Annotated in this window: 11 protein-coding genes; 7 read left to right on the top strand and 4 right to left on the bottom strand. The window is 51.9% G+C overall.

What is annotated here, in order from left to right:
* Nucleotides 1-27 precede the first annotated feature (27 nt).
* Together SH527x_RS14975 and SH527x_RS14980 are read left to right on the top strand one after the other, a co-directional pair.
* Nucleotides 28-756, top strand: coding sequence for an alpha/beta hydrolase-fold protein (locus tag SH527x_RS14975; protein ID WP_437191486.1), 729 nt, complete (start codon nt 28-30; stop codon nt 754-756).
* A 119-nt stretch (nt 757-875) separates the two neighbouring features.
* On the top strand, nt 876-2,210 hold the full coding sequence (locus SH527x_RS14980) for a hypothetical protein (protein ID WP_437191487.1): 1,335 nt from the start codon (nt 876-878) through the stop codon (nt 2,208-2,210).
* A 584-nt stretch (nt 2,211-2,794) separates the two neighbouring features.
* Here the strand turns inward: SH527x_RS14980 and SH527x_RS14985 are convergent.
* Together SH527x_RS14985 and SH527x_RS14990 are read right to left on the bottom strand one after the other, a co-directional pair.
* Entirely contained in the window at nt 2,795-2,968 is a 174-nt protein-coding gene (locus tag SH527x_RS14985) for a hypothetical protein (RefSeq protein ID WP_437191488.1), read from the bottom strand.
* Nucleotides 2,969-3,542: 574 nt separating this feature from the next.
* Complete coding sequence (locus tag SH527x_RS14990) at nt 3,543-4,445, bottom strand: 3-keto-disaccharide hydrolase (RefSeq protein WP_437191489.1); 903 nt, start codon at nt 4,443-4,445, stop codon at nt 3,543-3,545.
* 1,019 nt (nt 4,446-5,464) lie between these two features.
* Between SH527x_RS14990 and SH527x_RS14995 the strand changes: the two genes are divergently transcribed.
* From SH527x_RS14995 to truD, 4 genes are all read left to right on the top strand, one after another.
* Complete coding sequence (locus SH527x_RS14995; RefSeq protein WP_437191490.1) at nt 5,465-6,199, top strand: hypothetical protein; 735 nt, start codon at nt 5,465-5,467, stop codon at nt 6,197-6,199.
* A 330-nt stretch (nt 6,200-6,529) separates the two neighbouring features.
* Nucleotides 6,530-7,582 (top strand): BPSS1187 family protein, encoded by a 1,053-nt coding sequence (locus SH527x_RS15000; RefSeq protein ID WP_437191491.1) that lies wholly within the window; start codon nt 6,530-6,532, stop codon nt 7,580-7,582.
* A 165-nt stretch (nt 7,583-7,747) separates the two neighbouring features.
* Nucleotides 7,748-8,317: a helix-turn-helix domain-containing protein gene (locus SH527x_RS15005; RefSeq protein WP_437191492.1), complete on the top strand. Its 570-nt coding sequence runs from the start codon at nt 7,748-7,750 to the stop codon at nt 8,315-8,317.
* A gap of 80 nt (nt 8,318-8,397) precedes the next feature.
* Nucleotides 8,398-9,471, top strand: coding sequence for a tRNA pseudouridine(13) synthase TruD (truD, locus tag SH527x_RS15010; protein WP_437191493.1), 1,074 nt, complete (start codon nt 8,398-8,400; stop codon nt 9,469-9,471).
* 101 nt (nt 9,472-9,572) lie between these two features.
* Here the strand turns inward: truD and SH527x_RS15015 are convergent, their stop codons facing one another.
* Together SH527x_RS15015 and thpR are read right to left on the bottom strand one after the other, a co-directional pair.
* Nucleotides 9,573-10,106 carry a hypothetical protein gene (locus tag SH527x_RS15015; protein ID WP_437191494.1) on the bottom strand — a complete coding sequence of 178 codons (534 nt, stop codon included), beginning with the start codon at nt 10,104-10,106 and terminating at the stop codon, nt 9,573-9,575.
* 269 nt (nt 10,107-10,375) lie between these two features.
* Nucleotides 10,376-10,924 (bottom strand): RNA 2',3'-cyclic phosphodiesterase, encoded by a 549-nt coding sequence (thpR, locus tag SH527x_RS15020; RefSeq protein WP_437191495.1) that lies wholly within the window; start codon nt 10,922-10,924, stop codon nt 10,376-10,378.
* Nucleotides 10,925-11,160: 236 nt separating this feature from the next.
* On the opposite strand from thpR, the gene SH527x_RS15025 reads away from it, so the two are divergent.
* Entirely contained in the window at nt 11,161-12,573 is a 1,413-nt protein-coding gene (locus tag SH527x_RS15025; RefSeq protein WP_437191496.1) for a right-handed parallel beta-helix repeat-containing protein, read from the top strand.
* Nucleotides 12,574-12,632 lie beyond the last annotated feature (59 nt).

Consider the following 12,632-nt stretch of genomic DNA (forward strand, 5'->3'; position numbering starts at 1 on the left):
CACCTTAAACGAATTTACTCCGATTCCATGTGGTCTTCAACAACGATTGCAGGCAGATCTGTCGAACTCTACCTGCCAGAACACCGCGCCGAATTTCCTGGCGCGATTCTTTTTCTGCATGGTTACTCGGTCGAATCACTGCGAACACATGCCGCGTTCTCGAACGCATTCGATCAATTCGGTCTGCCTGTGATCTGTCCTTTGATCCCCAAATGCTGGTGGCTGGATCGCATCGCACCGGAGTTTGATTCCCAACAGACGCCGTATCAGTTCCTGACATCGGATCTCATTCAATGGATTGAATCCGAGTGGAACATCAGCCCTCCACACATCGCCTTACTCGGAGTCAGCACCGGGGCGCAGGGTGTCTTGCAGGTTGCGTATCGAAACGCAATTCGCTTTCCTGTCGTGGCGGCGATCTCACCGGCGATCGACTTTGACCGCACATACGGGCGAGGGTTTGGTATTGAAAACCAATACCCTGACTCTGAAGCGGCGCGCCAGGACACCGTGGTTTTGAACCTGCATCCATTGAACTGGCCGAAAGCACAGTTCTTCTGCAGTGATCCACTCGATGCATTCTGGCATGACGGAGCCGTTCGACTGGCAAGCAAACTTTCTTCATCCGGAATCCCTTACACCTCTGATCTCTCAACATCACATGGGGGACACGGGTGGCCTTACTTCGACGCGATGGCAAGCCAGGCAATCTCGTTCATCAGTGAGGGCCTCAAGCGAGTTGCCAACTCCGTTTAAGCAGATCAGGCTTGCAGGCGTCATCACATGAGTCGATGATGATAAGAGCGATGCGGTCTATCAATTCGAATTTCGCTCGCCCATAATGAACGAGGCAGTCTGTTCCTGACATGGACATCATGCAAAGCAATGTGTCTGTTGGAATTCAAAAACTGGCGAGTGACGAGGTGCTGTTGATTTCTGAAACAACACAACATGAACGCCACACTCCCTTGCAGGAGAAATTCGCAATGCCGCGGGGGCGAACTTGGTTTCTCTACATCGGACTCTGCTGCAGTTTCCTGCTTTCGAACATTCTGAGTTCCGAACTGCATGCTCAAGCGAGTCCACCGCGTCCTTACTCTTCCAAAACATTTCAGGTCATGACGGACCTGCCTCCAGATAAAGCCAAAGAGCTTCTGGAGAATTTGGAATCAATGATCAAACTGGTTTCAGAATATTTTGGCCGACCATGTCGCAAGCCAATCAAGATGTATGTGGTCGACAATCTGGCGAACTGGCCGGCAGACGAACTGCAGAAGTTCGATCAGGGAGGCCTGGCAAAGATTCGTAATGGAGAAGGGCTCACCGTGACGTCGACGCTCTCGATTATTGGTGGCCCACGAGTCGATGCGGATGCGATTGTCTATGCCGTGTCAGACCGTGGCACCGCTCAACATGAAGCGATCCACGCTTACTGCGGAGTCACGTTTGGTGGCCTCGGTCCTGTCTGGTACTCGGAAGGCATGGCAGAAGTCGGGCAGTATTGGCGAGCTGGTGAAAAGGGAGTCAACACTCGAATCGAAGTGCTGAATTATTTGAAGTCAGAAACACCACGACCTGTCATGGAGATCGTCGACAGGCCGCTCGAAGAGACTGGTGACTCGTGGCAAAACTATGCCTGGCGTTGGGCAATCTGCCACATGCTGGGTACGAATGAAAACTACTCGCAGCGATTCAAACCACTCGGAATGGCGTTGCTCAATGGAAACCAAGCATCGTTCCGCAGTGTCTACGGATCACAGGTTCCAGAAATCGAATTTGAATTTCGACAGTTCATGCTGGATCTGGAACCGGGATATCGAAGTGACCTTTGCAGCTGGGACTGGAAGTCCAAATTCAAAACGCTCGCTGGGTCAACTCAAGCGGTCGTTAAAGTTCAGTCTGCCCGTGGCTGGCAAGCATCACGCGTACAAGTGAAATCCGGAACGACTTACGAGATCAACTGCACAGGTGAGTGGACTCTTGGAGACGACCAACCTTCCGTGACCGTTGCAGGTGGAACCGAGGGACGTGGAAAGTTGACCGGGGTTGTGATGGCTGACTATCAACTTGGAGAGCCATTCGAGATTGGAGATTCCACCTCATTCACCGCAACTGAAGATGGCAATCTCTATCTGCGTTGCCGCGATGACTGGGGAGCAATTGCAGACAACAAAGGGACCGTTTCGATACGCATTAAACGCGTTAAATGAACGTCGTCAATGTGATGAACCCGGCAGATCTTCGTCGCGCCAACGCGCTCGACAGAGGCGGGTGAGCTTCTCGAATGTCCTTTCTCAAAGGACAGTGGGTCGGCGTGTCAAATCGGATTGATCTCGACGCCGAATCACGCTGAATCCCAGTCTTTTCTCAAAGCGCATCGCGAGTCCGTCGACGACACGTACCCTCTGCCCAACACCTTCTAAAAGGGCACAGAATCGCTCAGGCAACGCTTCAGCTCGTTGACTACCTTGGGAGTCTATCCCAAGCAACGAACTCTTCTGGGGCGATCATGCGGCCTGACATGACCATTTCGATGTCAGTAGTGAATTGCATCTAGAGCAAAGAGTTGCGGCATGAGCGAGTGAGACAGCGGTGCCTCGAAAGCAACTTGTCGGTGAGGCGGACTCGTACCGTGCGAGGCAACATTCCGTCTTTCACACAGGAGTCACTCGACTGAGTGCTCAACTGGCTCGACTGCCGTGAGTCGACATGATCGATCAGATCAGTCTAGAAACAAAAACGGGCAAATCGGTTGAACCGACTTGCCCATTGCGAGAGAAGCAACACCGAGGTGTTATGCCTTCTTCTTTGTAGCTTTCTTCTTTGGTGCAGCTGCCTTCTTCTTTGCAGCAGCTTTCTTTGGAGCAGCAGCCTTCTTTGGAGCTGCGGCTTTCTTTGGTGCAGCTGCCTTCTTTGGTGCTGCTGCAGCTTTCTTCACTGCCTTCTTCGTCGCTTTTTTCTTGGCCATGTGGAAACTCCTCCTTCCAAGAGTCACCTACTGCGGGATGTCTTACCGATAGCTACCGGGCAAATTGGTCTGACATTCCGCTCTCGCCGAACATCGATTCACCAACCGTGGTGAACCGCTTGCCGGTGTCCTTGAGTCAGCTGAATTGAGTCTGTTTTGAGTTCAATTCAGCGAGTTGTAACGCCAGCAATAACTTGCGGCAAATAGTACGAAAACGATCAGTAGATGCAACCCAAATTTCTGTCGAATCGACGACATGCGTAAAGTTTTTCAATCAATTCGAGACACACAACACATGGAAACGATTCAACAACAACATGAGCGATGGCCTCATCACCACCGTGTTGCGCAGCGCATTTTCACATGCAGAGTGAATGACAAATTGAAGAATCGATCATCGTGTTTGCACATCCGTTCGACATGAATTCACAACGCTGCTGTCATTCACTGATGACGTTCTTCTTGATCGAATCACCAAAAGAGAAGCAGCGTTTCACCGCATGATTTCTGCAGTGAAACGCTGCTCACAAAAAGTCGTTCGAAGGTTTGATCGTCGTTGAACGCGACGCAAAACTTACTTCGTCACGAACCAGATATTGCGATACCGAACAGGGTCTCCGTGGTTCTGAAGGAACAACGGACCAGGCTCTACAGACTCTGTCTGAAGCACACCACCTGGTGTCTGTTTTGGAAGCTCCAACTGATCATGAATGACAATCCCATTGTGTTTCACTGTCACAAGCGCGTTCGACACTTTCTTGCCGGTCTCGTCAAATTTTGCAGCAGTGAAGTCGATGTCGTACGTCTGCCAGCTCAATGGAGGAAGGCACATGTTCACACTTGGAGGAGCTGCCTGATAGATTCCTCCACACTCATTGTCGGCTCCTTTGAGACCAAAGGAATCGAGCATCTGCAATTCATACCGACCCTGCAGATAGCAACCACTGTTGCCGCGCGACTGTCCTTTGTCTTCAGGCATGAACGGCAACAAGAACTCAAGATGAAGTTTGAAGTCCTTCATCGTTGTACTGGAGACTGCACCTTCCTGAAGCAGCTTGTCCCCAATCTTTGATTCTGGCTTCCAATGCTTTGAGAAGGTCTCATCCGTTCCATCAAACAGAACGGTGGCCCCTTCAGGCGCTTTCAACCCAAGCGTTGGACTTTCGCGAACGATCTTCTTCAGTCCTGCGAGTTCGCTTTGAATCTCGTCCCAATTCCCATTTTTGGTGACAACTGCTGACTTGTCCCAGCCAGCGCCAGGCAATCCTCCCTGAAATTTCACGATCTCAAACTTGCCATCACCGCGAGCGATCACCTGAACGGCTTTCTTATCGCCGACATATTCTCCCTGCCGCTGAAAATCGACATTCCCTTCAACCTGCTTCAGAGTGGAATAAGCCGGACCTTTGGCGTTCGCTGGATACCCTGACATTAGAAACAGCCCCAAAGCACAACAGGACAACAGTCGCTTTTTCATTTCGGTCTCTTTCATGTCGCGCAAAAGTGAAAGTGGATGCCGCAGATTGAGAACTGATCTGTACTGAGACAGTTGCATTCATCGAAATGCAGCCCTCATGAACGTTCTGTGATCAGCAACGACCGTGTCCATTCTTCATTTCAAAGATTGGCTTGCACACATCGTCAACTGTCCATTTCGTCAAGATGATGGATCCAGTGTGGCAAGTGATCGCGGCGAGATGCAATCATCCCTGTGACTGATTTACGACAGAACGATGTTCTCATTCAGACAGGAAATTCACGTCTGCTCGAAATGCGTTCCCGTTCAGTTGAGTAATACGAGTCAAGAGGGGACCGTGGAGTTTGCAGGGAGATGTTTCAATGTCGGAGCGCTTCGGCACAGCCTGCCGGACTCGAGAATCGAGATCGCAGAAAATGCGATGACAGCCTGAAGCACAACACGTGAATTGTTTTTGATCATGGAAACACATTGACACTTCTCGCCCATCACACATACAAACATCGCATGCACTGAGGGACGAACTTTCCTGCAACGAATCACTGGTTTTCCTGACTGTTTTGATGCTTTCAGGCAACACAAGATGCGATTCAGGAACACTCCACAGGTTTCCAGTCATCTGGTCGCATGACAATACATGCGACATCATCGGTGATCGTTATTTGTGAAACTGAAATTCCTCTGCGTGCATGGACATTCCTGATCCTTCATCACTCTGTCACAACAGACGACTGCCTGCAGTCAAGTGATTCGGTCATCATCACATTGTGACTGGCACTGGTCAGGGAATGCAGGTGAATGCAGTCCGTTCGCCAGTTGGTTCAGGTTCTTCAAAGGGAATTTGGAATTACTGATGAGCAAGCCCTGAGGCAAGGCGACGTCAACGCAACCGCCTGTCCAGGTCAGAAATTTTCAATTGAAGCACTGATTGATCACGATGCGAGTCAGGATGTCTCGCAACCCGGAAACTGAAACGTCGATCCCATCGACAACACAAACTGGCACGGAGGACACAAGCAATGTTACATCGACGCATGGGTATTAAGATGCCTGTCGACGCTGTTCTTCCGAACGGTGACGGTTGCGAAATGCGATGGGACGATGGACAGAGTCTCAACTCTGGTCATCCTTGGCTTTCCGGTCCTGCGGTCTATATCCCAGATTCCTACACTCACTCTTACCAGTATCCGCTGGTCTGCGTGCTCCATGATCACGACCGTTCAGAACGTGATCTGGATCAATGGTTTCCATCTGTCAGTGATCAGAACTACATCGGGCTGGGGATTCGAGCCCCATTCCCGGCACGCTCCGGTCTGCCAGGTCAGTTCCGCTGGCGAGGTCAACGTCCGGACGCAAGCTGGGGTGCCATTTCCAGTGCCATCAGCGAAGTGACTCAAGAGTGGAACATTCACCCTGACCGTATCTTCCTGCACGGAGTTGGTAACGGCGGAGTCATTGCTCTCCAGCAGATCCTGTTGAGCCGACTCGGCGTCAGCGACTCCGACTTCGACATTGCTGGCGTCAGCTGTGCCAGTCTTCCAGCATGGTGGCCACGATTGCTTCCACCTGTCTCGACTGAACTGCGTGGACGCTTCCTGATGCTTGATGAATGCAACGAAGCCGAACAGTTCGCAGCGATTGACGCACTACGCGAATCAGGATGCGACGTCACCTGTGCATCGTCGAAAGAAACAGCTCCGGCCACGTCATTGAACCGCTGGATCATGTCCTCAATTCAAACAACCATCTGGTAAGTCATCAGAACCCGGATCATACGCTTCTGTCGGCACAACTTTCGTCTGGTCCGGTAGATCGCATCAGGCCCCAGCCGTCTTCCAGACATAATTCAATCTGAATTCAATCACGCCGCTCTCGACAATTTGTTGAGGGCGGCGTGATTGCGTCTCATGGCTCTGCACGCGAGAATGCACGCAATCGATCTCACTGTCATCTGAACGTGCGATGAGAGAATGAGGCAGAGCGAGATTCCCGACATGAAGCTGAATCCATGTTGAAACTCTCCTCTGCATGACAGTAAAGACAGGGAAACTTCGGTCCCTGATGACTCTGGAGTGACTGAATATATGAGACTTCCAATTCTCGCTGCCATTGTTTTGAGCCAGCTCACAACGCTATGCATGGCTCAACAACCGCCTGCATACAAGGACCCAAATCCCCAGAAATACCATCTGAAGGCCCGCGCCAGCGAAATCGACAAACGAGTTCGGGCACAACCGGAAATTTCATATCTGATCGAAAAAGATGGAAAGCCGGCTGACGTCCAGAATGCTGTCGTCGACACCAGCGTCGAACCACAAGGACGACTGGTCATCTGGTTGATGGGACACGGTCAGGCACTTTCAGATCGTACCGCCAGTTATGGTCTGCACTATATTCAGGTGCACTACGCCAACGGCTGGTTCTCCAAGCTGAGCCCATTGGCCGGAGATGACGACCAGTACCTGGGAAACATTCGACTGGAAGCGGCCACTGGCATCGATTCCAGCAAAGCAGTCAGCATTCCCAAAGCCGACACGATGACCGAAAAGGCGTTGCGATTCGTCAAGTGGCTCAGCAAAGAACACCCACAAGGGAAATGGGAACAGTTCCTCACCAGCGATGGCAAAGACATTCTCTGGAGCAAAGTGACCATTGCCGGTTCTTCTCATGGATCAACAACCTCGGCTCGCTTTGCCAAGCATCAGCGAGTTGATCGTGTTGTGATGTTCTGTGGGCCTCGAGACCATCTCGATGTCTGGCAAGCACTTCCATCGGCGACCGCAAAGAACCGTTACTTCGGTTTCACGCATGTTCTGGACTCAGGCTGGACCGGGGATCATTACTGCCGCTCCTGGGAATTGCTCGGCATGAACGAGTTTGGTCCGATCGTCGATGTCGACAAGACTCCTTTCCCATTTGAAAATTCTCGCAGTCTGATCACGGAAGCAGATGTCGGTGGAAACGCAAATCGTGCTCACGGGTGCGTGGTCCCAGGTGGAAGCGCAGTCAAAGGGGCCGATGGCAAGTTCATTCACGAAGATGTCTGGCGTTATCTGTTCATGCATCCGGTTGACGAAGTTGGAACGCCAACACCGGAAGATCCAGGCTGCCGCAAAGATCTTCGCCCAAAGAAGTAGTTTTGATTGCACCTTGATCAGCTGAGTCTGCATCTCATTCGCACAGCAGACGTGAATGAGATGCAGGTTGATCTCCGCTCTCTCGCAGCGAGTACTTCCGGACTGACGCTTCAACTGGCCTGAACACAGCGGTCACCATTCAGTCATTGCCATAGAGTCACACGCATGAATCTCGTGGAACTTGCTCAACGAATTCGCCAGCATCGTCTCGACCGTCGCATGACCTTGGAACAGGTTGCCTCCAAGACTGGCCTGACCAGAAGCTGGCTCTCCAAAGTCGAGAACTTTCGTGTGACCCCGTCCCTCTCAGCATTGGGTGAGATCGCCGTTGCGCTGGGAGTTCCGATCGCCGAACTCGTGCAAGGACTGGATGAGAAGCCGCAAATGGTGGTAGTTCACAAGGCCGACCGTCGCCGCATTGAGCGTGACGGAGACCGCGCGAACATTCGCTACGAGTCACTCGCCTATAAACGAGCCAATCGAGCGATGGACCCGTTTCAACTCACTGTCCCGGCACATGAAACTCGCTGTGAACCACTCGCCCATGAAGGGGAAGAGTTCCTCATGGTGATCAGCGGCAATATCGATTTGAAATTCGGAGACGATGTTTACCAACTGTCACAAGGTGACAGTCTCTACTTCGACGGCAGCACGAAGCACTGTTTGTCGAACCCTTATAATGCTCCTGCCGAAGTGCTCTGCGTTTTCTTCGCGCGACAACTTCAACCTGAATAACATCGACTGAATTACACTGACCGTTCTTCAGTCGCTAACTCTCCCATCTTCTCTGTGAACGTCTTCTTCAGGATTGCCTTGTGTCACTCGATGCCGACCAGAACTCCGCCTCTTCTCCTCAAACTCCCTGCCTGACACCAGACCAGCTGGTGATCACCGGTCGGCTGAAGGTGGAACCGGACGACTTCATCGTCGAAGAAATTCCTGCATACATTCCATGTGGCAGCGGAGACCACCTCTATCTCTTGATCGAGAAGAAGGACATCTCAGCTGATTACCTGACTGGCCACCTGTCGCGATCATTGCGAGTGAAACGTGACGACATCGGCATGGCAGGGTTGAAGGACCGACGCGCCATCACACGACAATGGGTTTCAGTCCCAGGTTCAGCAGAGGCAAACGTCGACGCCGTCAACACCGACGCAATTCGTATCCTTGAGACAAGTCGACATACGAACAAGCTGAAAACCGGTCACCTCAAAGGCAACCGTTTTGAAATTGTGCTCCGCGATACTTCTCCGGAGCAGCTCAAGATTGCTCAAGATCTGGTCGACCTGATCGCAGTTCGCGGCGTTCCGAACTACTTCGGCGACCAGCGATTCGGTATTGATGGCGAGACGCTGTCACTGGGGATTCGCTTACTGAAAGGCGAAGCCGACCCACGCGACATCCCCGGTCAACGGCGTAAGTTTCTCTTACGACTGGCGACGTCCGCCGTACAATCGTCCTTCTTCAATGCAATCCTTGCTCAACGGATGCTGGAAGGCTGGCTGCATCAGGTTCAAGTGGGAGACGTCATGCAGGTGTGTGCGTCTGGTGGTCCATTTGTCGTTGAAGATGCCGCACGAGAGCAAGCACGCTTCGACCTACGAGAAACCGTCATCACCGGGCCGCTCTTTGGGCCCAAGATGAAAGCACCTTCCGGCAGGCCAGCGGAACTCGAAGAAAAGATCCTGGATGCCGCCGGATTCACACACGAGATCTTTCGGACTTACTCCAAGCTCACACCGGGAACTCGCAGACCATTCTTACTGTGGCCGGGCGACCTGAAAGTGGAAGAACATCCACTCGGGTTGAAACTGAACTTCGAGCTCCCCAGTGGAAGCTATGCCACAGTTGTTCTGAATGAGTTTCTCAAGCAATCCAGAACGTAAGCAGGCCATCACCAAAACGCAAAGTGGTCGTTTCGAACAACTCGAAACGACCACAACGGCGATAACGTATTCAACGTGGATTCAACAGTGTGAAAACCCGCCTAATGATTCGATGTTGATGGCGGCGTTGCGGATTCTGATGGTGTCGATTGAGCGACAGGCTTGGCTGGTGCTGGCCCGTGTGTCGCATTCATCTGAATGAGAACGACGCCGACAATCACGAGAAGAAATCCCACCATCTGAGCAGGGGGGATATGATAATTTCTGGCGAGTATCGTTCCCGTGATCGCAGAGATCGCGGTTGCTCCCCCGAAGACGACTGGCATCACAAGGCGAGCATCTTTCGCCTGAAACATCGCCATCGTCAGGGTCAATGCTCCAAAGGCACCGAGCGTTCCGGCAATGAATCCCCACTTCACGGATTCTGGTGTGAACTTGAAGTTTCCACCTGCGACTTTAACGGCAACCATTCCGCCAACGATTCCCCAGATCAGGTAAGCCAACCCAATGAAGATATAAGGTTTGAAGGGGGTATCACCCGGTGTTCGTGCCTTGCCCAGCGCTGGTCCGTAGAGACCCCAGAACAATGCAGTCGCGATTGCAAACATCAACCCGAGTAACTTCGCTTTTTCCATTGATCCCTCAACCAACCATGATCTGACAAATTCGCACGGTTCACATCAAGCAGTGTGATTCTAAACGAAAATGGAGTGTAACAAATCTTCCTGAATCCGTATGTCTGGCAAACTCCCGCCCCAATTGCTCTCGCATCCGGCCACAGTTTCCTCAGCAGGTCACGATCCTAGACCGTGTCAGTCTATCATGTGGCCGCGCAGCAGCCTTCTCGATAGGAGAAAATCTGAATGCCGCGTGCCTGTCACGCCACACCAGTTCAAGAACCGCTCTAATGAAGATAGTGTTCGCTCAATACTTCATACACCGGTCGTCCCTGTTCTGTTTGCGATTCGTAATGAATCACAGTATCAAGAGAAACGGTCCCCAGTGACTGCGGGAGCTCTGCCTGTTTCAAATCTTCAGATGCCTGATCCCGTTTCCCTTTGACTCGTGCCAATGTCAAATGGGGGATGAACGGCCGGTTCTCAAGGCGAATTCCCAGATCCTCCAGTCGTCCGGCCAGGCTTTCAGCCAACGCAATAATCGGTTCCTTGGGGTAGATTTCTGCCCAGACGATGCGGGGACGTTGAATGTTGGGAAATCCGGAAATCGGTCCCAGCGTGACAGAGAACTCCGGGACACCCTGAACGCTCTCTGCAATCGCCTGACCGATCAGCGGCACGCTTTCCCAAGAGGTGTCGCCAAGAAATTGCAGGGTGATATGCAATTGTTCCGGGTTAATCGTTCGCAGAGCACGACTGTTTTTTGAAGTCCACCGCAGCAATTTCAAAAGTTCTGCCGTAGGGGCGACCGGTAGCGCAATAAATGTTCGGATCATTTCGGAATTCTCAGCCCCACTTCCAGGTGGCGTGCCTCAATCAGTTCGAACCGTATTTGACCACGTCTCAGCCAGATCGATCAACACGAATCTGCCATCGTGATCCTGTGGGTTCTTCGTTCGAACCTCTGGCGCTCCAGTGACAGGGTGGAGCAAACTCCTCCAAGTTGTCACAATTTCAAGACGAAACATTAGAGGATGAGCATCTTCTGACCTCCCTAGCAGCGAGCAATCAAATGGCCACAGTTCTGGATTATGGAGTTCATGGCGACGGAGTCATTGATGATACAGAAGCTCTGCAGCACGCGATTGATGAAGGAAATGGAGAACTGATTTTTCCAGAGGGAAATTACCTCATTTCCAAGACTCTGGTGATCGATCTTGAAAAGCTTGGACGACTGCAAATCAGCGGGAGCGGCGGTCAAGCGAAAGTCATCATGGCCGGCCCCGGTCCTGCGTTCCTGATTCGTGGGACACACGGCAAGAGTGCCGATCCCCTTAGCTTCAAACCGGAGATCTGGCAGAACGAGCGATTCCCCACGATCGACGGACTTGAAATCGAAGGGGCCCATCCTCAAGCCGACGGAATCCGCATTCAGGGAACGATGCAATCAACCCTGACTCGACTCGCGATTCGCCACGTTCACACTGCCATTCACGTTCACGAACGAGCCAGAAATATCCTGATCGATTCCTGCCAGATCTATTACAACACTGGCATCGGAATTCATCTGGACCATCTCAATCTCCACCAGATCATCATCTCGTCCTCGCATATCAGCTATTGCCGATTGGGCGGAATCCGTATCAACGATAGTGAAATCCGCAACATTCAAATCACCGGAAACGACATCGAGTACAACAACTCGCGAACGTTCTTGAAGCGGTTCCCGGAAGATGTCGAGTCACCGAATGAAACAGCAGAAATCTACATCGATACGCGAAACGGTTCAGTTCGGGAAGGAACCATCTGCAGCAACACGATTCAGGCAACCGTTGTGAAGGGGGGATGCAACATTCGCCTTATCGGCACCGATAACGTGGAAGGAGATCTGGGGCTGATCTCCATCACCGGCAATCTGATTGGAAACGAAGAAACCAATCTGCACTTCACGCGAGTCTGGGGGGTGACTGTCTCTGGAAATCAGATCTATGGATCGAACCGCCGCAACATTCTGGTGGAAGAGTCCCGGAATGTAGTGATCTCCGGCAACATGATTGGGCATATGCCTGACTTCAACCGCACCAAGCTGGCGACCGGCATTCGCCTCGAAAATTCCTCAGAATGTCTGATCAATGGACTGCAGATTCAAGACCCGCAGGTCCCTGAGAAAGCAACACCGGCGACGATTCCAGAAGGACGCGAAGCACTGATCGAACTGGTGGGTTGCCAGCAGATCAACGTCACCGGCAGCCAGATTTTCGACGCGATTCTGGCAGGTCTCCTTGTGGAGAACAGTAAGAACGTCACGATCAACTCGACGCAGATCATCGACAAGCGACCAGAGTCACAGATGGATCATGGGATCATCCTGCGTGGAGAGTTGACAGACGTAATCGTCAGTAGTTGTCTGATCCGCAACGCCAAGATGGAACCTGTCGTCGGTGCAACGGTTCAAGGTGTCATTCTGATGAATAACGTCACTTAAATCGACTTCGACTGTCCTGATTCGGCATCGCGCTCACTTCAACAGATATTCACTTTAGC

The sequence above is a fragment of the Planctomicrobium limosum genome (assembly GCF_051465645.1).
Classification (GTDB): domain Bacteria; phylum Planctomycetota; class Planctomycetia; order Planctomycetales; family Planctomycetaceae; genus Planctomicrobium.